14 protein-coding genes are annotated in these 20,856 nt (G+C 49.4%); 10 read left to right on the top strand and 4 right to left on the bottom strand.

Annotated features, from left to right (window positions below; genetic code table 11):
* Nucleotides 1-2 precede the first annotated feature (2 nt).
* Nucleotides 3-674, bottom strand: coding sequence for a hypothetical protein (locus LZD49_RS06890; RefSeq protein WP_234666580.1), 672 nt, complete (start codon nucleotides 672-674; stop codon nucleotides 3-5).
* A gap of 357 nt (nucleotides 675-1,031) precedes the next feature.
* Between LZD49_RS06890 and LZD49_RS06885 the strand changes: the two genes are divergently transcribed.
* The 3 genes from LZD49_RS06885 to LZD49_RS06875 all read left to right on the top strand — a co-directional run bounded on the left by LZD49_RS06885 (nucleotide 1,032) and on the right by LZD49_RS06875 (nucleotide 4,062).
* Entirely contained in the window at nucleotides 1,032-1,892 is an 861-nt protein-coding gene (locus LZD49_RS06885; protein ID WP_234666579.1) for a c-type cytochrome, read from the top strand.
* A gap of 222 nt (nucleotides 1,893-2,114) precedes the next feature.
* Nucleotides 2,115-2,867 (top strand): LytTR family DNA-binding domain-containing protein, encoded by a 753-nt coding sequence (locus LZD49_RS06880; RefSeq protein ID WP_234666578.1) that lies wholly within the window; start codon nucleotides 2,115-2,117, stop codon nucleotides 2,865-2,867.
* A gap of 166 nt (nucleotides 2,868-3,033) precedes the next feature.
* Nucleotides 3,034-4,062 (top strand): AI-2E family transporter, encoded by a 1,029-nt coding sequence (locus tag LZD49_RS06875; RefSeq protein ID WP_234666577.1) that lies wholly within the window; start codon nucleotides 3,034-3,036, stop codon nucleotides 4,060-4,062.
* Nucleotides 4,063-4,252: 190 nt separating this feature from the next.
* On the opposite strand, the gene LZD49_RS06870 is transcribed toward LZD49_RS06875, so the two are convergent.
* Nucleotides 4,253-4,873 carry a hypothetical protein gene (locus LZD49_RS06870; protein ID WP_234666576.1) on the bottom strand — a complete coding sequence of 207 codons (621 nt, stop codon included), beginning with the start codon at nucleotides 4,871-4,873 and terminating at the stop codon, nucleotides 4,253-4,255.
* A 114-nt stretch (nucleotides 4,874-4,987) separates the two neighbouring features.
* Here LZD49_RS06870 and LZD49_RS06865 point away from each other — a divergent pair, with 114 nt between their 5' ends.
* The 5 genes from LZD49_RS06865 (at nucleotide 4,988) to LZD49_RS06845 (ending at nucleotide 9,696) form a co-directional block, all read left to right on the top strand.
* A complete protein-coding gene (locus LZD49_RS06865; RefSeq protein ID WP_234666575.1) occupies nucleotides 4,988-5,776 on the top strand; it encodes a mechanosensitive ion channel family protein in 789 nt (262 codons plus the stop codon).
* Nucleotides 5,777-5,969: 193 nt separating this feature from the next.
* On the top strand, nucleotides 5,970-6,692 hold the full coding sequence (locus LZD49_RS06860; RefSeq protein WP_234666574.1) for a hypothetical protein: 723 nt from the start codon (nucleotides 5,970-5,972) through the stop codon (nucleotides 6,690-6,692).
* A gap of 40 nt (nucleotides 6,693-6,732) precedes the next feature.
* On the top strand, nucleotides 6,733-7,671 hold the full coding sequence (locus LZD49_RS06855; RefSeq protein ID WP_234666573.1) for a hypothetical protein: 939 nt from the start codon (nucleotides 6,733-6,735) through the stop codon (nucleotides 7,669-7,671).
* A gap of 44 nt (nucleotides 7,672-7,715) precedes the next feature.
* Nucleotides 7,716-8,300: an RNA polymerase sigma factor gene (locus LZD49_RS06850; protein WP_234666572.1), complete on the top strand. Its 585-nt coding sequence runs from the start codon at nucleotides 7,716-7,718 to the stop codon at nucleotides 8,298-8,300.
* Nucleotides 8,287-9,696, top strand: coding sequence for a hypothetical protein (locus LZD49_RS06845; RefSeq protein ID WP_234666571.1), 1,410 nt, complete (start codon nucleotides 8,287-8,289; stop codon nucleotides 9,694-9,696). The genes LZD49_RS06850 and LZD49_RS06845 overlap by 14 nt, the downstream gene beginning before the upstream one ends.
* A 40-nt stretch (nucleotides 9,697-9,736) precedes the next feature.
* Here the strand turns inward: LZD49_RS06845 and LZD49_RS06840 are convergent, their stop codons facing one another.
* Both LZD49_RS06840 and LZD49_RS06835 read right to left on the bottom strand, forming a co-directional pair.
* Entirely contained in the window at nucleotides 9,737-12,370 is a 2,634-nt protein-coding gene (locus LZD49_RS06840; RefSeq protein WP_234666570.1) for a galactose oxidase, read from the bottom strand.
* A gap of 166 nt (nucleotides 12,371-12,536) precedes the next feature.
* Nucleotides 12,537-15,344 carry a T9SS type A sorting domain-containing protein gene (locus LZD49_RS06835; RefSeq protein ID WP_234666569.1) on the bottom strand — a complete coding sequence of 936 codons (2,808 nt, stop codon included), beginning with the start codon at nucleotides 15,342-15,344 and terminating at the stop codon, nucleotides 12,537-12,539.
* A 249-nt stretch (nucleotides 15,345-15,593) separates the two neighbouring features.
* Here LZD49_RS06835 and LZD49_RS06830 point away from each other — a divergent pair, with 249 nt between their 5' ends.
* Both LZD49_RS06830 and LZD49_RS06825 read left to right on the top strand, forming a co-directional pair.
* Nucleotides 15,594-18,794, top strand: a complete 3,201-nt coding sequence (locus LZD49_RS06830; protein WP_234666568.1) for a TonB-dependent receptor — start codon at nucleotides 15,594-15,596, stop codon at nucleotides 18,792-18,794.
* Between the two features lie 23 nt (nucleotides 18,795-18,817).
* Nucleotides 18,818-20,845: a RagB/SusD family nutrient uptake outer membrane protein gene (locus LZD49_RS06825; protein WP_234666567.1), complete on the top strand. Its 2,028-nt coding sequence runs from the start codon at nucleotides 18,818-18,820 to the stop codon at nucleotides 20,843-20,845.
* Nucleotides 20,846-20,856 lie beyond the last annotated feature (11 nt).

The following is a 20,856-nucleotide window of genomic DNA, read 5'->3' as shown; positions in this document are numbered from 1 at the left end:
TGTTACTTGTCGGGTAACCGCGAAAGGCTCGCCCGGGTCTCCGCCGCCATGCTCCCTGTGTGCGACACCTCCGATACTGCCCGTTGCACCGGAACAAATATTTCCGTCGGCGGAACTTCATGGTTATAGTCCTCGCTATTTACTTTTTTTCCGCTCAGCATGTTGGTCAGTTCAGTTACGCCCGGATGATCGGTAACGATCGGTTGCGCTTCGAATTCATCCAATAAGTTGGTAACGTCCCGATCCGGGTTGAGGCAATTGTTTAAAAAATAGAAGAAAGGCGTGCTCAATGGAGGTACGGTGACTTGGATCATCTGTATAACGAGCCCATTCTGTGATTCGGTGCTTTCGGAAATGAAGATCGTGCCTGGCGGAATGGTTACGATAATGGGTTGGCTGGTATTATTTGAAAACTGTATGCAAAAGCGGACCTCGCCGCCGCTGCCGTAAACGCGTTTTTCGTTATTGGCTTCCGCGATGCAATCCAGGTCCCAATGCGGTTTACCGACGATTTTAATGCCCGCTGGAAGAGTAAGCGGTTTACCGGTGGGATGTTGGCGGGAAGTACCGAATCCAGGCGCGGAGGATTTTACTTCGTCCGGTACAGGCGCTGAATGAATGCAGCCGCACAATGCGGCTGCCAGCATTAAAAGCAGTGTGTAAAGCTTTTTCATTTTGATAAATATTGATTTTCATGGCTAACAGGGTTGCAATCGTTGTCCCGAAATTAATCGGACGGGCCAGTGGAGCAGCGGCCATTGTGGATCAACCGCAAAATGCGGAGGATGAAACGCACAAGGTGATGTTTGGATCGGTACATGGCCGGATTTTAAGATTTTCGATCAGGTTCAGGTCGGGTCACCAGCCATTTTTACGACGGAATTCTAACGGCGAATGTTTTTTTGCATTTCATACAAGCATTTTGACACTTCGGGAAAGATAACTACGGAATTGGCTGACCAGCCGGGCATTTTTGTGACGTCGGCAATACGCCGACAGTTTTTTACAAACTGTTATTTTACAAAAAAGCCATGTTAAAAAAAATCATGAAATGGACCGGCCGTGCATTGCTGGTCGTCATCCTGCTTGTCCTCGGCTATTACACCAAAGCCTACATTGCCGTTGAGAACCGTCGCAGCAAAGTTTACGCAGTAAAGCCATTAAAACTCGACATTCCAACGGATTCGGCGACACTGGCCCTCGGCAAGCGACTCGTTACCACAAAAGGCTGCAACGACTGCCATGCCAAAGACCTTGGCGGACGTACGATCTTCGAACAAAATGGAGTAGGTCGTCTTGTGGCGCGAAATCTCACCAAGGGAAAGGGTGGACTGCCCAAAGATTACAGTACCGAAGATTGGGTAAGGGCAATCCGTCACGGGGTGCAGCACGACGGTACACCGCTCATTTACATGCCGGCGGGCGATTACAACCAACTGAGCGATACCGATTTGAAAGCGGTGATCGCCTATTGCTCGCAGGTGCCGCCCGTCGACCGCGAAAATCTTCCGAGCGAAATAGGTGTCGGTGCCACGATCCTGGCTGATCTTGGCGAGCTGGATCTTTTCGAAGCTGAAAAAATTGATCACAACGCGGCACTTCCCATGGCAACCCGCGAAGACGTTACTGCGGACTTTGGTAAATATGTCTCACAAGTATGTACCCATTGTCATCAGCCCAATATGAAGGGCAAACCGGGCGAACACGGAACACCTGACATTTCCTCGACCGGCCGAAGTGCCCACTGGACGGATGAGCAGTTTTTTAATTCACTTCGTACCGGCAAACGTCCCGATGGTACTGAACTGAAAGAACCGATGCCGTGGCGAATGACTGCCGCATTTTCGGATACCGAAATGCGTGCATTGAGGTTGTACCTGAAAAGCATCTGACGCGATAGCGTCTTCCGGTTGATGTTTCAAATTGTGCAACGCGATGGGCCGTCAGCCCGAAGCGTTGCACAATTCCGGAATTATATCGAACTTGAAGTGCTTCCTACTCAATTCGCTTCCAGCTATTACGCTATCAGTCGGTTTTTCCGGCCTGCCTCCCGTTCAATAAATCCTTTCCAAATGTGTCAGGGTATTGAAATACAGCTAATTGCAGGATTATTTATGACAAACAAAATCAAATGTTTGATAATCGACGATGAGCCATACACAGCGCACATCCTCGAAGCGTACATCAGCGAGCTCGAATCGCTGGAACTGGTGGGGACATTTTATGATGCTGTCGATGCATTAAGGTATCTTCAGCAGCACAAAGTGGATCTGCTTTTTCTTGACATTATGCTTCCGAAAATCACCGGGGAAGCATTTTTACGGTTGCTGCCGAGCAGGCCCAGGGTGGTATTCCTGGCCGCTAAAAAAAAGCGCTGGAGACCCGGAGACGACGATTACATTCTGCATTGCCTGGCGAAGCCAATTGCCTTCGAGGATTTTCTGGAAAGCATCGACCGGTGCTATGCCGCGATGCCGACGGTCGAGTGGCGCGGCATCCCGGCCAGGGCCAGGCGTGCTTCCGAAAGCCGTGGGCCGTTTGCGTACCTATTTTCAGCGAAGACAACGGTTAAAGTTTTTTTCAATGAAGTGCTTTACATAGAAGGAGTGAAAAACTATGCGAAGATCAAAACGACCGAAAAAGAAATCGTCGTTTACCAGGGACTTTCGGCGATCGAGGCGCGGCTGGTGGGAAAGGGTTTTATGAGAATTCATCGCTCGCTGATCGTCGCCATCGATAAAATCACGGCTTTCAACGGCTACATGATCGAGATCGATGCACATATTTTACCGGTAAGTACACCTTACCGCGGAGATGTCACCCGTGCAGTGGGCGATCGGTATTTACGAAAGGAGGAGCCATCCTGAGTGGTAGGAAGCTTGCTTTTGATATCCTTTTCCATCCCAAGTCAAGTTCGGCGGTTTCGATCCTTTCTGAATGCAAGTGGGTTTGTTGGATGGGCATAAACCCATGTGAGATATAGGGCATCTGGTACGGTAATTGTATTACGTATATAGATCTAAATTGTCCCTTATGCTCTCAGATTATAATAACCGCATCCGACAGGTCGCTTTTTTGCTGATTGTCACCGCTTTGGCTGCGCTTGTGTTCAAGCAGCTTTACAGTTTCTTTCCAGGTTTCCTGGGCGCGCTGACGCTCTATATCCTTTGCCGTAAGTACTACTTCTACCTCACCGAGGAGCGCAAGTGGAACAAAAGCCTCACGGCTATTCTGTTTATGGTGCTATTTATGGCCTGTATTGTAGCTCCGGTCTATTTCGCGGTTCAGATGATTTTTCAAAAGGTTGAGACGGTCATGAAAAACCCAGAGCAGGTGAATCAGGCCACAGAAGCAATTTCTAACCAGCTTAGGGAATGGACGGGGCAGGATTTGCTGAGCAAGGAAGCAACGGCTGATCTTCGTAAAAAGGCAGCAAGTTTCATCCCCGGCATTCTCAACAGCTCCGCAACCATGCTGGGTAACTTGCTCATGATCCTTTTCCTGGCCTTCTTCATGTTCAAGAACGGGCGGGTGATGGAAGGTAAGTTGGAGCATTTCATCCCGCTCCGTCCTAAAAATATCGATTTGCTCGCCGAGGAAACCTGTGGAATGGTGCGGGCAAATGCGTTGGGTATTCCTCTTATTTCAGTGATCCAGGGCCTGGTAGCCTTGTTGGGCTATTGGGTGGTGGGCATCGAAGACTTTGTACTTTTGGGATTGGTTACCGGTTTATTCGCATTCTTCCCGGTAATTGGCACGGCGTTGATCTGGCTGCCGCTAGTGATATTCCTTTTTTCAAAAGGTGAAAGTGGAAAAGCGATCGGCTTAGCAGCTTATAGTGTGGTGGTAATTGGCAATATTGATTATCTCGCACGAATTACATTTCTTCAAAAAGTCGGCAATGTCCATCCTGTGATTACCATCTTGGGGTTGATCGCCGGTCTCAAACTCTTTGGATTCTGGGGATTTATCTTCGGTCCGCTGCTCGTCAGCTATGTGCTCCTGCTCGTGCGGATTTATAAGAGTGAGTTTAGTGGGGGGAGGTTGGCGGATGACCGCTGAGGGCCGACTGATGACCGCCGATGATATCTTGACCATAGACCATAGACCATAGACCGCAGACCATGTTTTTGCATTGGGAAGCATAACATATCGATCCGGTTAATCTAAAACCACGGTCCATGGTCGGCGGTCCATGGTCGACATGCCATCGGCGGTCGGTCGTCGGCGGTCAGCGGTCGGTCGTCACCGGTCAAATCTCCGCATCCTCCTTAGACTTAATCTCGTAATTGTGAAAACCGTCCGCCCCGTTCGACCATTTATAGATTACTTTTTTAAACCTCAGGTCATTCACGATCCCGTAAATGTTCTTCATAAAATCTTCCTGAACCCGTTTTGGTTGGAACATTTCGCTCTCGAAAGTCAGCACCTCGCGGTTATTGCCGGATAGGCCGATGGAAACATGCTGTTCCCCGAGGGCTTCCTTTTTTGACGCTACATATGCCGTGCGCAATTCAGGGAAGTCGCGTTGCTGCACTTGTATCATTTTCTTTTTCAGAACCTCCCGTTGTCCCTTGACCTGCTTGTCGGGATTAGTTTTGGCCTCATTGTATAACTCGGTATTCGATTTATGCCACGAAACTCGCGTAGCAAGATCCGTATTGCTATCTCCGTTTTTGAGCTTTGCATCGATGTCACTGATCTTGTTTTGCAGAAAAAGAAGCATGTTTTCATTGGCTGCTTTATTCACAGGCTTCGGTGCGTAGAAGTAGAAGCTGATGCCAATGGCAATCGCAGCAAGAACCAGGTATATAGCATACCGTCCAATCCTGCGGTATGATCTGGGACGTTGTTGATGATGATGAATTTCCATATCTGATAGATTTTTTTTCTTGACTATTTGAGAAAATGGGATCAAAAAATGTGCCAACAGGCCTTGGAATGGATTTTTCCTGTTTGTGACTATTTTATTCAATTCAATCGAATCATGAAAATCCAGCAATTTTATAACAAAGCTTACACCTGGATATTGGCAACCGGACCTTCCGTTCTTGTTGGGATAATAGTATTAATAGTCGGCTTCTGGCTTATCCGTATTTTGTCCCGCTGGCTTAACACACACATGTTTAAGCGCGAGATTGACCCGTCGCTTACACCCTTTTTGCTCAGTCTGGCCGTCACGACATTGAGGATATTGCTTGTTATTTCCGTCATGCAGATCGTGGGTATCCAGATGACCATTTTTGCCGCGCTGGTGGGCGCAATCGGTGTTGCGGCTGGTCTTGCACTGTCAGGTACGTTACAGAATTTCGCAAGCGGCGTGCTGATCCTGATCCTGAAACCATTTCACGTTGGCGACAATATCGTGGCACAAGGGCAGGAGGGGACAGTTGAGGCGATCAAGATCTTTTACACGGTGGTGAAGACGTATGATAACCGAAAGGTGGTAATCCCGAACAGCAAGCTGTCCAACGAGGTGATCATTAACATTAGCGGCTCGGGTAACCGACGGCTCGACGTTGAGATGAAATTTAGCAACGGCATTGATTTCGCAGAGGTAAAAAAGGTCGTCAACAATGTCCTCGATGATGCCCAAAGTGCCCTTAAAGTCCCCGCGAGGCGCATCGGCATCTCTTCCATTGAACCCGACGGGTATAAAGTGATGGTGAATGTATGGCTCGACGCTCATGGTTTTGTAGATACTAAAATGGAAATTCAGGAAAAACTGCTGGAAGCCCTGAGAGGTTCGGGATTGAAGTTGCCAGGAATGGGATAGCAATTTTTTTCCGTTTCGTGCAGCGGTATTTCCAGAAAGCGTGTCTTCCTGCATGTCCCACACCTGGGATCAGCCGGAAGACACTTTCGAATTAGACTGTTAGCCATGAAAATCATAAATTTAAAGGATTCTCAGAATCCGTATTTTAAAAATCCCTGGCTGAGAGGATGGGCAAACCGAATGATGAATGGTCATGAAGCATAAGATAAGCAGGCGCATAGTAACAGACCTGGCGAACAGCTCACTGTTTGTTACATTTTTATTGCTGATGTCGTGTGGTGGGGAAAAGAAAGTGGAACCCGGGCTGGCAACGGTAACCAAGGCAGAGTTTCTGGGCAGGATGGTCGTACAGGAAAGGTACTGGCGCATAGAGGAAATATCCCGGGAGCAGGAAAGCCAGACCTCCCTGGTGAATGTCCGGGAAAGTTCGTCCATATTGAGCAGTCACTTTCTCAACGACGTGATTCCGTTGGTAGCTGTCCAATTCGGTCGCGGTCCGTACGGAAAGGGAACTGTCAGCGAAGCACAAATGTCGGGAGCCTATGGCAAGATTCCCTTTGGCGAGTTCCAGTGTGTGCTGATGCCCAAGAGCGTTAAGCAAAGTGGGGAATGGACGTGGGATGAGCAGCGCAAAATGCTCAAACTTGCATTGCCTGAAAGCATCCGGTCTATCGCCGCTGCGTTATCGGGTTCTGATTGGCTGCCCGAAACGGGTTATGTAGCCAGCGAACCCGTACCATTGTACCGAGGTGTGGAGGAGGCCCGCCGGGCGGCCAGTCCGGAGCGGATCAAAATACTAATTGAAGAGCAAACTCAAAACGGCATTATTACCTATGCATTTACCATGCGCGCATCCTGGATGACCGACGTCGATTACCGCGATGCCGAGCATAAATATGGCGTATCCTTATATTGAATATTGATTTGGCACCCCGGCGATCATATTATTTGATGCTATGAATGACAGAACCTTTACAAAAAACGTATTTCTTTTAACTGTTTTCATTCTCGTTCTGACGGGGTGCAGCAATTATAAGGATCAGCAATCGATTCCACCCGAAAATTTGCCCGAGTCGGTCATCAAAGTCATGTCCAATGCATTTCCGGATGCTACCGATGCTACTTTTCAGACGGTTGAAAAGGATAAACTTTATGAAGTTTATTACAAATTGAAAGGAGATCCGTTTTACGCAGCTTTAAATACGGAAAAAATACTGAGTGTGTACCGCATGTATGGAGCAGTGCCGGATTCCATGCAGCAGTCGCTACCGGTACAAGGTGTGCAGGGAGGGAAAGCTGATCTATATAAAGAGCCTGTACCACAACCCAGTAAACAGAATATATTCACTGCGAGATACGCTTGGAATAACTTGGACTATTTGCTAACATGGTTTCCAAACGCGCCGACCAATCCCATTAAGTATCTCGTCAAATTAGAGCCCTATTCGAAATTTTCATACACCATCTATCAGGATGAACGGTACACTTTGCCTGCTCAGATCATTAGTTTTCTGGAAAGAGAAAAGTTGAGATTTACTTCGGCGAAGATTTCATTGAACGAAAAAAACGAGAAACAGTATCTCATGAGTGCTACAACGGCGTCGAGTACCAATTATGAGTTTACTTTTGACCAGTCGGGCAAACTGATCAATACAATTTACAGGGCAGAAGCTTTTTATTATAATATTGAAGAATTGCCTGACAAAATACAGACCTTTATAAAAAGCTCATCCGGTTTTTCGCCGATGAAAATAGCAGAAGGTTACAAGTTTTCAGATCCGGTCGGAACCGGTTATGTGATCAATATGGAGGGGATGAACGAACAATGCTGGATAAACTTTGATCAGGAGGGGAATTTTGTGAACATGACGTATCAGACCGCACTATACCGATGATAAAAGAGTAATTGTTTCAACGATACACTTCGCAGCCCGCCTGAATGACGTTTTTCCGCAGTAACAAATACAGTTCGCTAGCCGACCTGGTACGGGCTTGTCAGGCCGGTGATACCAGGGCGCAAACTGCATTCTATGAGCGCTACAAATCGCGGCTGCTGGGAGTGTGCGTGCGTTACGCTAAAACGAAGGCAGAAGCGGAAGATATTTTTCAGGAAGGGTTTATCAAGGTTTTTAAAAATTTAAGTGAGCTGCGGAATGTCGAGGTAATCGACAGTTGGGTGAAATCGGTGGTGATCAGAACGGCGATCAATTATTATCACAGGGTCACGAAAGAACAGCAACTGCATTCGAACCTGGCAGATTTCGAGCGGGAGATCGATTCGGGCGATTATGGAAAGATCATCACGCGTATGGACATGAATGTTTTGTTGGGTGTGATCAATACCCTGCCCGATGGGTACAGGATGATCATCAACCTGCACCTGGTCGATGGTTATACACATACTGAGATCGGCGAAATGCTCGGTATATCCGACAGCACTTCACGCTCGCAGTTTTTGCGGGGAAGAAATTTGTTAATGAGAAAGTTACAAGAAAAAGGTATTACGCAATATGAAATCTTCTGAAGAGCGCATCGATGAGGAATTGCGGAAAGCCCTCAGAGAAAGATTCGATCATTTCGAACGGCTTCCCGATCCTGCCTTGCGCGATAAGGTGCTCAAAGGCCTTTCCGGTGGTAAGAGCCTGGTGCAAACCGGCGTGATCGCATCCTTACTGTTGCTGATGGCGGTTACAGCCGTGGTTTATTTCGGTTCGTTGCCTACCGTTGAAAAAAGTGGGGCAGTAGCTATTACGAGCGATATAGCGCGGTATGTGCCGGAGAAATCAACGGCAGCGAAGGATGTACAATCGGCGGTAAAGCCAATCCGGGCTCAACAGCAAGATCAAACGGAGGAGCACACGAAAATAGCAGTCCGCCCGGTTGTAAACCGACCTGTTGAAACAGTCACGACAGAGAAAATAGTGAATGCGGACCCGGTTCGGAGAGCACCGGGAATGTCTGTGCGAGCAACCCGCAGGCCCGTAAAACCGTATAGGATAACAAGGGAGGATTTGGTGAAAATAGTTGAAACGGCTAAGTCAAACTCGTCTTTCGGCTCACTATGGATCCAGGATGATGTCATTACTCCTGGGGATCGGTCATTTTTGGAATCGGAACTGAAAAAAGCGGGCTTTGGCGATACAGAGCAGGATAGTGTTGTAATCGAACAAAACCATAACAAGGTACTGGAAGGGCCTTCCGTGGCCGATCAAGACATCGGGGTGCTGGATCACAGGCCACTGGCCCTTCCACAATATGAGTGGGAGCCCGACAGCCTTGTCACGCCCGGTAAGCCTAAAAAGCGATACGAATATCTTTTTAAAGAGCGTTGGACTATTGTAGCAGGAATTACGCCGTTGCGCACTTTCCAAATCCTGACCGTAAGGCCGGGAAATGGCGTAGTTTACCAGAATTTTGTATTACCGTCCAAAATATCCGCTGCGACGGTCGGTTATAAATTTTCTGCCGGCGTGGAGCGTAAAGGGTTCCAGTTATTGCTTAATTACGGGCAGTTCAAGCAGTCGTATCGCTATGAGATCGCCACGGGCGAATTCGTGGTAGGACCTGATTTGTCTGGAAACTATGAGGTGGTGAGAAAAGGTATCCCTCAGGAACAAAACAGCACGGTTCGTTTAGTCGGCATGAGCATTAAAAAGCATATTGTGCGCCGTTCTCATTTCCTGCGCAATTATTTTGGCGATGTCGGTGCTGAATTCAGCCGTGACCTGACGTCGGAAAAGAATCTGGTGTGGCTCAATGCGGGTTTTGGTAAAGAGCTTTTTGCAGGAAATAACGTTGTGATGACCGTCGGCCCCTATTTTGAATACAGCGTTTCGAAACTTAGGAATCCTGACAACCCTTTTAAAATCCAACCCTATCAGATCGGCCTCTCAGTAGGTTTGCGTTATACCAAAAAATAAGCCGGCGTAATGCTCGCCGGCCTGTTTTCTGCATTTGGTGTTATACTTCCGATTTTAAGATATCTGTCAACTCCCGCCGGAATTCCTCGCCGTAAATGTTGTTGTATTCGCGGGTAAAGCTTTCGAAAGTGCTCTTCGCCAGCGAGTGTTTGCCGAGTAATGCAAAAGACTTGCATTTGAGAATCATCGCCTCTTCGTTGGCGGGGTCGAAATAGGAAATGTTGTTCGCCAGACGGATCATAAATTCAGGATCGTCGGATACGGGAATATTGCCTGCATAGTTCAGGTAAGTGTTCACCACGATATTCGAGATCTCCGATTTGAACGGGTCCAACCATTCAAATTCGAGATTGGAAAGAAAACTGCCTTTGTTCGTAATAGCGATCAGCGCCTCGATCATCGGACGGTCGTTGTATTTGGACGAGGTAATATTCAGAAATTCGAAGTAATCCACGTGTACGTCGTCTTCGTTAAAGTCCATTTTCCAATGTCCTGCCGATGTCACGATCTGGCAATGCGGTATTCTGCTGAGGATCGCTTTCAGCTTGGTGAGGTTCACCGACCGGTTGTTCCGTGCGCTCTCGGTTGATTTATCCGACCATAGCAATTCCCTCAATTTATCCGAATTAATACCTCTTTTCCAGCGTATCGTATAAAGTAAAATGACCAGAAAGAGCTCCTTAATAAGGGGCGTGAACATTTGTGTGATATCGCTTCCGTTGTTGTCGGTTACCTGCAAATCACCAAATAGTGAAATGCTGTTTTTCTCCTGTATATCGGTCTGCGCAGCCATTTTCTTTGGCACCGTCGTGCTTACGGGTTCCGCTGCATGTTCTGGGGTATCGCGCTTTACGTTTCTTGCAGACAGGTTCCGTCGACGGTACAGCAGCCCTGCGCCACATCCCAATAATGCGCTCCCAGCAAGCACAAATGGCCAGATGGCTTTTGGTTGATTTTCAGCAGAAGCGATCCCGGGAACTGTTTCGCGCACAGGTGTGAGGAGCGTGTACACGTGCATGACGGTCTGCTTGTCGTCCTCGCTGCGTGTCATGCTGAGTGCAATGAGCTGCTTGCTGCCGGGACAGTAAAAGAGGTCGGCAAAGGAATGTGTGTCGTGGAAAGAATACGGGATCGCCGCCGCCATCGTCTGGAACACGGGCTTGTCCAGCGAGCCCCGCACGAGTCGTAATTCGGAATTATAGCGGTTTTTAGGAAATGCTAATGCGTAGAAATGGTTACCGGTAATTACCAGTGAATTGGCAAAATTCAAGTGCGGAAGGTCGGCGTCCGTTTCGTAGATTTTCTTCCATTGCCTTTTGTGAGGCTGGAAAAGTAACAGATCATTCCAGTTTCTTGGGTTGAGGATTTGCTGGCCGGTAAGGCTGCCATATCCGCCTAAAATATACATTCCTTCTGCCCCAAGGCCGCCTGCCGCCAGATAGCGGGGGGTGTAAATGCCAGAGTCGCTTGCCACGGCAGTCCATTTGCCGGAAGGCAGATGATAGCGGTGAACTTCGTTTTTATAGGTTAAATGGCCATATCCGCCGACCACATAGAGCGACGAATCGGCCGTAGAAAAAAACTTGTTGGAATGCCAGTATTCGGTTGAGCTTTCGGGGATAGGGAATATGAAGTTTTTGTCCCATTTCCGTGTAGCAAAATTAAATCGTGCAATACGTTGCTGGTCGACATTGTAGGTGTACAAATTGCCAGTGATGGTATCCACAAATGCCTGATTCCCTTTCGCCAGGTGCAAGCGGCCCGATTGATAGGGGTAAGAAATGGTAATCTGGCTGGCTACCGAATAAGTATGTAAACTGTCCTCGCCGATAAGATATAGAATCTCCCGTTTCTGATCAAGCGCAGTGCAGGCAAAACCGCTTGTCAGCATCCGTTTTCGTGGTTGCCATGTTTCATGCAACTTTTCTATCCAAACCGGATTGATTGCGATAGCGGACGTCTTGCTTTTTTCATTGCGTGCTGTTGTGCCTGAATATTCGTCGAGTGGCCAGGAGCCCGTTGTTTTGCCATCCTGAGCGAGCGTGATATTGGCCAGCGTCATTGGTGGCACATCGGTTGTTTGAAATGACTTGTGCTGATTGGCGCCGAAAAGAATGTGATAGCAGCCATCCGGTACCTTTTCGAGCATATGGGTGAATGTCCTTCCGCCGGCTGTAATGGTCAGTTTCCTGGCGGCAGCGTCGAGCTTGACAAGCAATTTGCTCCACTGCCCGAAAAGCAGGTTGTCTGGGATATTAAATGCGATTGACGACAGCTTGTCCCCGGTAATGACCCGAAAACGACCATTTGCCGCAGCGACGCCGTTGTCATAAACGAGGTCGATATTATGCTTATCGCTACCGATAAGCCTGAAAATATAACCAAAATAGGTCTTTTGTTTTGGAGCAAAAGTGAGATCGAATGCGAGTTCCAGTTGCTGTGAAAAGCACACCGGCTTGGTCGGTGTAAGGTTCAGTGTCGTGCGCTGATCCTGCAAAACCTCATAGCTTGCAAACCGCAGGCCATGCGATTGGGCATTGGCAGAATTTTGGGGAACAAATAAAACGCCAAGAATGCAGGTCAGGAAGAAAATAGGGAATTTCATCAGGGAATCCGGGAGCAATATCGGGCGTATGCCACACATGGTGGTTTCAGGAGGCATTGAATGGCTCATAAGGGTTCGGCCCGGTTCAGATAATACGCAGTAGCTTCAAATAATTTACAAAAGTTAAAAAAAACTTGAAATAATATAAGGTCGGAGTGACGGGAGCTCGTAAAAAATGCGCCCCGGTCGCATACGGACCGGGGCGCTGGTGTTAAAAATTCGGCTGTCCGATGCGTTAAGGCTTCACAATCTTCCGCTCTACGCCGTCGATTTTTACAATGTAAATGCCGGAAGGCCAGTTGCTTATATTCAGTTCAAAATAGGGCTGTCCCGGTGATGACGAATGCATTTTCCTCCCGGAGGCGCCTACCACATCCACTTGCAAAATCCGGGCATCCGATTTCACCGTGAGCAGGGAAGAGGCCGGGTTAGGAAATACGCTTACAGTAAATGGCGTCTCGATTTTGGCCGTTACAATGCTACTGTACGCAAATGTTTCGTCCAGATCCACCATCTTTAACCGGTAATAGAAGTGCCCCGCCGGCAAATTGGCGTCACTATACTGATAGTTGTTGGCAGTAGTGGCATTCCGATGCGAATTAACCTTTCCGATGGTCGTAAATGTCTTGGCATCGGTGCTTCGCTGTACTTCGAAATGTGAGCTGTTGGTTTCCTGCGACGTACGCCAGGTCAATAGCGCGTTGTTTTGCTCGGTTTTTGCGCTAATGCTCACGAGTGTAACTGGCAGTGGTTGGCCGGAAGTTGTGCTGAGGGCATTAGGGTAGAGCGGTACAGAAAGGCTATTGGTCGCTTTGCCTGCCAGCACCTTTTTGGTGTAGCCGCCTATGGCCATATACCAGTCGGGCGTAAGATCGTAACCATCGGCATCCAGTGAGAGGAACCAGGTGTCACCACCTTTCGGGGTGTGGTCGCCGAATTTCTCCATTTTGAAAAAGGAAGTAGCTTCATCCACTTCGTCGAACATGGCCAGGTAAATCATATTGGCCCCCTCGTTGATCACATTCTGCGACTGTTGCCACAGGAAGCTGCCGCCGTTGCGTGGAATTGAGTTTTTAATAGCTGCTGACGGGTTATTTCTCACAGTTTGTAGATTGAACCATGAAAATCCCGGGAAGATGACCGGCATGTAATCAATATTCTTGGGCTGTAAATAAGCCATGTCGGGCCGCACGGAATTGATGGCGAAGTCATTGGCGCCGCTTTCGGTGTTGTACCGGCCCACAGACCACGGGCTGACCACGTCCAGTTGATCATAAACGGCGCGCCATTCCGAGGTATGGGTGCGCCAGTCGTTGTTCAGTCCGCCCATGACGGTAGCCCGGTATTTAGGAGCGTCGGTCAGATCGGTAGGGTCGCCGTCACGGAAAAACTTCACAAGCTTATCTGAACGTGCAGCCGTTGCTTCGGGACTGGACGCCAGGCCAAGACCCCATAAAGCAACGAGTGGGCGGCCTTTATGCCACAAATAATTGCTTTCCGAGGTTACCCCCATTTCGTCCACGAGCTTTTTCCAATCGGCGATCACAGCTTCGGTCGAGGTATCGTCCGCGCCTGAAAGGTCGTACATGATCGCATACACGCGACCGTATTTCAAGCTCGCCGTTTGTACATTTTCAATCACTTTTTCAAAATGCCGGGTCACACGAGAGTCGCCGGTGCGGAAGTTTTGGAGGAACCGCTGCTGGAACACCCCGTCGACCTCATGTTCCCGCATCCATTTGAAATGTTGGTCGACGGTGTTGTAATTGTAGCTTGAAAACAGCTTGGCAGGCGCGCCATTGCTGTAAGCCATATTCGTGGCTACAAGTTCCCCCGGCGGGTAATCGCCCAGATACGGCCACATATCCACAGTGGCATTGGCGTGGTCAGGAGCGCCGCCGAACCAGTGCAGCCACCAGTTGTGGGTCGGGCTACCGTCGGTAGGCAGACCGAACCAGCCCTGGTAACCAAACATAACCTTGTTATTCAATGTATTGGCCGAAGGCACGGGTGTTGTAGCCGGCGCAGGTTCGTAAAACTCGATCTCGTCGATCCGCGCCGTAATGGCGGCGCTCAATGGCTGGTTAACGTGGAAGTAATTGATTGCCGCCAGATTGGGATTTCCGGTTTTAACGGCATCCGCCAAATGCAGAATGATATGGTTCCAGCCATTCTGTATTTTCTGACTGGCCACGTTCCAGCGATACTCGTTGCTGCCAGGCAGTCCCGACGACGAAAATACAATGCTGCCAGCGCCGTTGAACTTTGTTGCGTCCGACGCGAAAAGCCAGAATTTTACGACCCCATCGGTTTCACTGACCGTCGTATTAAATGGAGTGCCATTGAATGAAAACCAGCTGGAACCCGATCCGTTTTTGCTAATGGATGCGCTGCCGAGAATCTTGTTGCCGGTATCGGTGCTCACCGCATCGCTGCCCGACCAACCTGCCGTGTTGTCAGCGGCATTAAAAATATGCGCACCGCTGAGCACACTGCCGTCGTAACCTTTGGTAAAACGGACGTTATCGATCTTGATAATTACCGACTCGCTGGCATTAATCGGTTTATAATACCTGAAAAAGTTAATCGCCCCCAGGTTAGGATTGCCTTGCTTGCCCGCGGCGCTCAGGCGCAGTACCACACTGTTCCAGCCATTGCGGAGGTTTACACTTCCGGTGCCCCAGTTGTATTCGTCGGTATCGGGGTTGCCAGAGCTGGTGATCTCGAACTGTCCGCCGGAAGCGCTGAACTTGGTAACATCCGAAACATACAACGAAAATTGAAGATAAGCGATGTTCAGCTCGGTAGGGCCGATGCCGGTATTGATCGGTGTGGTAAATGTTCTGCGTAAACGTTCGGTGTTTCCTCCTTCCGATTTGATGGAATAGGTGCCTTGTACCGGCGCGTCGCTGTCGAGGCTCAGGGTGTTGCCGCCACCGCCCCAGCCGGTAAGCGATTCGCAATCATCCACGGGCGTGACCTGCGCATACGAGGGCAGGGCTGCCGCCAGTAAAAGGAGCATCAGTAAACAGTTTGTTTTCATTCAGGATTGGATTAAGGTGAAAGATTGGAAAGCACCCGGTCGCCAGATGAGGCTTCCGGACTGTTCCAAATCTAGACGCGCACCTATAATTTTAGCTTAACTAGGAATTAATAAAGAATAAATGGGAAAAAATATCGGCTAAAAATGCCCAATTAAGTCCAAATTAAGTCCCCGTTAACACTTCGCACGTTACTTAGCATCCGGATTTACGATTGCCTCCATGTAACTTTTTCTTTCAAAAAAACAATTATGAACAAAACTCTATCCATCCCCTTATGGGCGATGAGCATGGCATTGCTATGCCGTCTTCACGCACCTGCGTATGCATTCGGGACTGGCGGCGATCGGTTATTGGTAGCGCGACCAGCCGCGGCAACCGACGTTTCAGGAACGGTAAAAGATGAAAAAGGCGAGGGCATTCCGGGTGTGAATGTACTCGTGAAAGGTACCGCAACGGGTACGACAACCGATGCGAAAGGGAAGTTTTCGATCCAGGTCGGTTCGGGTGCCGATGTGCTGGTCTTTTCTTTTGTAGGTTATTCCAAACGGGAGATCGCAGTCGGGAGCCAGACCAACATTGATGTAACCCTGGTCGAAGACAACAAGAATCTCGATGAAGTAGTAGTTGTGGGCTATGGTACACAAAAGAAAGTAACGCTTACCGGCGCCGTCGTTTCTGTGAACAGCCAGGAGATCGTAACTACCAAAAACCAGAACGTGCAGAATATGCTGACGGGCAAGCTGCCGGGTTTGCGCGTGGTGCAGAAATCTTCCGAGCCCGGTGATTTCAATTCCAGCCAGTTCGATATCCGTGGCTTCGGTAACCCGCTTATCGTCATTGATGGTGTACCGCGTGACAACATTTCCCGCATTGACCCGAACGAGATCGAAAGCATTTCCATCCTGAAAGACGCGGCGGCGGCCATTTACGGCGTGCGCGCAGCGAATGGCGTGGTGCTCGTAACCACCAAGCGCGGTGCCAGCGGGAAAGCGAAGATCGAATACTCAATGTATTACGGCAGCCAAACGGCCCTGGGTTTGCCCAAACCTGTCGGGGTGATCGATCGGTATACGTTGATGAACGAGAAGAGCATGCACAACGTCAACAGCCCGATCATCCGCTATTCCGAATCGGATTTTGCCCCTTACCTCGAAGGCAAGCTGCAAAGCACCGACTGGTACGACCTAACGATGCAGAAACGCGCACCCCAGCAGCAGCATAACCTCAGCGCAAGCGGCGGCACTTCCGACGGCAAGATTGATTATTTTATCAATATGGGCTATTTGTACCAGGAAGGTTTCTGGAAAAGCAAGGACTTGAATTACGACAAATACAACCTGCGTTCGAATGTCAATGCCCAGATTACCAAAAATCTGCGTGCTTCTTTAAAGCTGAGCGGCATTATCGACACTAAAAATAATCAGCAAGCCGGCGGTATGCATGAGATTTACGGTCCGCTCTGGCGCGCGCAACCCAATGAAACCAATTATGCGAACAATAATCCCGATTATCTCTTCAAAATGGCAGCCGGTCACCCGGTAGCTTTGACGACAGCGGATATTTCGGGTTATCAGCAGGACAATAACAAATGGTTGCAAAGCCAGTTTCAATTGGAATACACCGTTCCTTATGTGGAAGGTTTGATGGCTAAGGGGATGTTCAGCTACGATACGCGGATCAATTCCAATACCAATTATAAAAAATCATACAATCTGTACGATTACAATGCGTCCAACGACACCTACGCGCCGTTCGCCAATAATCTGCCCGACCAGCTGACCCGTACCTACAACACCCTACCATCTACATTGATGCAGGTTTCGCTGAATTACAGCCGCAGTTTCAAGGAAAAACACCATGTAGGTGCATTAATACTCTACGAAGAAAGCACCCGCAGCAGCGATAACTTCTTCGCCAGCCGCGAGTTGGGTATCCCAATGGAATATCTTTTCGCAGGGAAGGCGCAAAACCAGGTTGGTAACAGCAATATCAACAATATCTGGAAGAATGCGAATAAGGGTTTGGTAGGCCGTTTGAACTACGATTTCAAAGGCAAATACATTGCCGATTTCAGTTTTCGGTACGATGGTTCGTCCAAATTCCCTCCGGGCAAGCAATGGGGCTTCTTTCCGGCGGTTTCGGCAGGCTGGCGGTTGTCGGAAGAGGGTTTTATTAAAAACAATGCAGCCTTCCGTTTTCTGGATAATCTGAAAATCAGGGGTTCTTATGGCACAATGGGGGATGATGGTGCTTCATCATACCAGTTTGTGTCGGGCTATGACTATCCGTTTAATGGCAACAGCCAGGCATTGGCGGGCGGTTATATGTTTGGCGGATCGTTTGTGAACGCACTGGGTTTTCGTAATTCACCCAACCCGAATATCACCTGGTATACCGTCAAAACCGCCAATGCGGGCTTGGATGCTGGATTCTGGAACGGATTGGTGGAAGTTACTTTTGATGTTTTCCGCCGCAACCGCACGGGCTTGCTCGCCAACCGCCTGATGTCACTCCCCGGCACGTTCGGGGCGACGATGCCACAGGAAAACCTGAACAGCGATCAGACAAGCGGTTTCGAAATTTCCGTTTCGCACCGCAAGCGCATCAACCAGATCCGCTACAACGTGTCTGGTAACCTTTCGCTCACCCGTACGCGGAACTTGTACATTGAAAGGGGGCAGTCGGGTAACTCTTATGACAACTGGCGGAACAACCGCAGCGACCGCTACAACGACGTTTGGTTTGGCTGGGGTTATGCAGGACAGTTTCAATCGTACGATCAGATTGCCAGCCACGATTCTTACGTGGGCCGGGCTACATTGCCGGGAGATTACATTTATGAAGACTGGAACGGCGACGGCACTATCGACGATACGGACCGCCACCCCATTGCGACGACCATTAATCCCGCCAGTACCACCACCGTTGGCGGTGATGCCAAAAAGAACCATCCGCTCATGAATTTCGGCTTTTCAGGCTCCATTGATTACAAAGGGTTTGACCTGAACATTCTTTTCCAGGGAGCTGCGCTTTCATATGTCGCTTACGGCGAGCAGCTACGTGAGCCACTGGCCTGGGATGGCAATGCACTGGAGTTCTTCATGGATCGCTGGCACCCGACCAACCCGACGGCTGATCCTTACAATCCATCGACGCAATGGGAGAGAGGCTATTACGCCTACACGGGCACCACGGCTGATGAAAACTCTGCCCGCAACATTCAGAATGGTGCTTACCTGCGTCTGAAGAGCGCGGAGATCGGCTACTCGTTGCCCAAAGATTTGTTGAAAAAGGTAGGCGCGCAAGGGTTGCGTATATATGTAAACGGTTATAACCTCCACACTTTCACCAAAGTGAAGGGCCTCGATCCCGAGCATCCCTCGGAATTGTATGGCTATATGTACCCGATCAACCGGACGATCAATCTCGGAGCAAGTATCAGTTTTTAAATTCTATCAGGATGGTATTTCAAATGAAAAATATAAAATATGCCCTGGCGCTAATGCTGCTGGGTGGCACTTATGCGTGTAACGAGCTCGACATCCCGCCCATTAACGTGGTGCAGGACAAGGATGCATTCACTGACGCCGGTATGCAGGCCTACATGGCAGCGCTGTACAGCCGCATGCCCATCGAGGATTTCAAATACAGTGCACAGGAAGGAACGGAAGGCTTCGATACCTGGAACAACATCGCGACGCCCGCGTTGAATACCGGTGAGAATGCGAACCGGAACAATGGCGGCTTTGTGAACCCTGCACGCGGCTATTGGAAAAGCGGTTATCAGGTGATCCGCAATGCGAATTACCTTATCCGCGAATTGCCGAAATATGTTACGGCGCTCACGCAGCCGAAAGTGGATAGATGGATCGCGGAGGCGCGTTTTGTGCGTGCGTTTACGTATTCCGCATTGGCGAAGCGCTATGGCGGCGTGCCCATTACCCAGGATGTGCAGTCGCTGGACGGAAGTACGCTGGAATCCCTGCAAATCCCTCGCAGCAGCGAACAGCAGGTGTACGATTTCATCCTTGCCGACCTCGACTTTGTGATCGCAACCATGCCGGAAGCGAGCGAGCAATCGGGCAGGGTTAACAAGAATGTCGCCGCCGCATTCAAATCGCGCGTGGCGTTGACGGCCGGTTCCATCGCGCGTTACGCGAATCCGTTTGTAAAAGACGGGGTAATGTTATGTGGTATTCCAAAAGAGAAAGCGAACGACTACTTCAAGGCAGCATTCCAGGCGGCAAAATCGATAGAAGGTAAGTATTCGCTTTATACGAAGAAATGGTCACCCGACGACAAGACCGCGACAGCCGATAATTACGCCGATCTTTTTCTAGACACATCCAGCCCCGAAACCATTTTTGCCAAAGGTTATTCCTATCCCGAGGCGGTGCACAGTTTCGACGCCGTCTACGCGCCGCCGCATATGACCTCTACTTATGGCGATCGGTATAACCCCACGCTGGATTATGTGGAGCTTTTCGATGGCCTTCCGAAGAATGCTAAGGGGCAATTGAAAACCACTGACGACAAAGGCAATTACATTGTGTACGACTATGCAGAGCAGCTTTTCGAAAACTGCGAGCCGCGTTTGCGTGGTACCGTGTTGCTGCCGGGCCAGCCGATCAAAGGCGTGCGGACCGATTTGCGTCGCGGAACGCTTGTAGAGACCGTTGATCCTTTGGTGCCGATCCCGAAATTCATTCCTGAGGACATGACCAGTGGCTACAATTCGAATGCGTTTTACAATGCCAATGTGAAGCAATCCGGCACCTGGAACAACCAGACGCCCATTTTACTCTCAAACGGTCAGTCGGTCAATCCGAGCGGCCTTGATGGCCCAACTTCGGCGAACAACGCGACGACTACAGGTTTCCATGGCCGTAAATGGCTGATGCCAAACCTTGCGCCGGCTGCTACTACATTGCACCGCTCGAACCAGTCATGGATCGAAATGCGGTATGCAGAGGTGTTGCTCAACCGCGCCGAGGCCGCATTGGAGCTGCATCAGAATGGCGTTATCGATGTGGATGGCGTGGCTTTACTAAATGATGCTTTTGATAATATCAATAAGATCCGGACCCGCGCCGGGGCTGTGTTGCTCAAAACTGCGGCCGAACTGTCGTCGGCCGCGCCGCTTGCACCAGGCACGGGCGTAGGCTCGTATGTACTGGCACCTACACGCGGGTTACAAATCATGCGCATCGAACGTCGGAAGGAACTCGCATTCGAGAACAAACTCTGGTGGGATATGCTTCGCTGGCGCACAGCCGATGCCGAGGTGAATGCCCGCATCTGGCGGAAATGCAACCCGTTTCTGTTCGCAAAAGGTGCGGTGGTCGAGACGAGCGATTATGTAAAAGGCAAGTACATTTTCGACTGCCGTTTCGAGGAACGAAGCGCGCGTTTTACCATCGCTACCAAAAATTACTACGAAGCTATTCCGGGTGCCGAGCTGATCGCTAACCCGAAACTGGTTCAAAATGAGCAATATTGATCACTGAAAAC

The organism is Dyadobacter sp. CY261 (genome assembly GCF_021440085.1).
GTDB lineage: Bacteria > Bacteroidota > Bacteroidia > Cytophagales > Spirosomataceae > Dyadobacter.
The sequence above is the reverse complement of the archived record's forward strand: the minus strand, read 5'-3'. Positions and strand labels throughout refer to the sequence as shown.

Excerpts from the sequence above, each read along its gene's own strand:
- LZD49_RS06890 (WP_234666580.1), bottom strand. The coding sequence starts at position 674 with ATGAAAAAGCTTTACACACTGCTTTTAATGCTGGCAGCCGCATTGTGC.
- LZD49_RS06885 (WP_234666579.1), top strand. The coding sequence starts at position 1,032 with ATGTTAAAAAAAATCATGAAATGGACCGGCCGTGCATTGCTGGTCGTC.
- LZD49_RS06880 (WP_234666578.1), top strand. The coding sequence starts at position 2,115 with ATGACAAACAAAATCAAATGTTTGATAATCGACGATGAGCCATACACA.
- LZD49_RS06875 (WP_234666577.1), top strand. The coding sequence starts at position 3,034 with ATGCTCTCAGATTATAATAACCGCATCCGACAGGTCGCTTTTTTGCTG.
- LZD49_RS06870 (WP_234666576.1), bottom strand. The coding sequence starts at position 4,873 with ATGGAAATTCATCATCATCAACAACGTCCCAGATCATACCGCAGGATT.
- LZD49_RS06865 (WP_234666575.1), top strand. The coding sequence starts at position 4,988 with ATGAAAATCCAGCAATTTTATAACAAAGCTTACACCTGGATATTGGCA.
- LZD49_RS06860 (WP_234666574.1), top strand. The coding sequence starts at position 5,970 with ATGAAGCATAAGATAAGCAGGCGCATAGTAACAGACCTGGCGAACAGC.
- LZD49_RS06855 (WP_234666573.1), top strand. The coding sequence starts at position 6,733 with ATGAATGACAGAACCTTTACAAAAAACGTATTTCTTTTAACTGTTTTC.
- LZD49_RS06850 (WP_234666572.1), top strand. The coding sequence starts at position 7,716 with ATGACGTTTTTCCGCAGTAACAAATACAGTTCGCTAGCCGACCTGGTA.
- LZD49_RS06845 (WP_234666571.1), top strand. The coding sequence starts at position 8,287 with ATGAAATCTTCTGAAGAGCGCATCGATGAGGAATTGCGGAAAGCCCTC.
- LZD49_RS06840 (WP_234666570.1), bottom strand. The coding sequence starts at position 12,370 with ATGAGCCATTCAATGCCTCCTGAAACCACCATGTGTGGCATACGCCCG.
- LZD49_RS06835 (WP_234666569.1), bottom strand. The coding sequence starts at position 15,344 with ATGAAAACAAACTGTTTACTGATGCTCCTTTTACTGGCGGCAGCCCTG.
- LZD49_RS06830 (WP_234666568.1), top strand. The coding sequence starts at position 15,594 with ATGAACAAAACTCTATCCATCCCCTTATGGGCGATGAGCATGGCATTG.
- LZD49_RS06825 (WP_234666567.1), top strand. The coding sequence starts at position 18,818 with ATGAAAAATATAAAATATGCCCTGGCGCTAATGCTGCTGGGTGGCACT.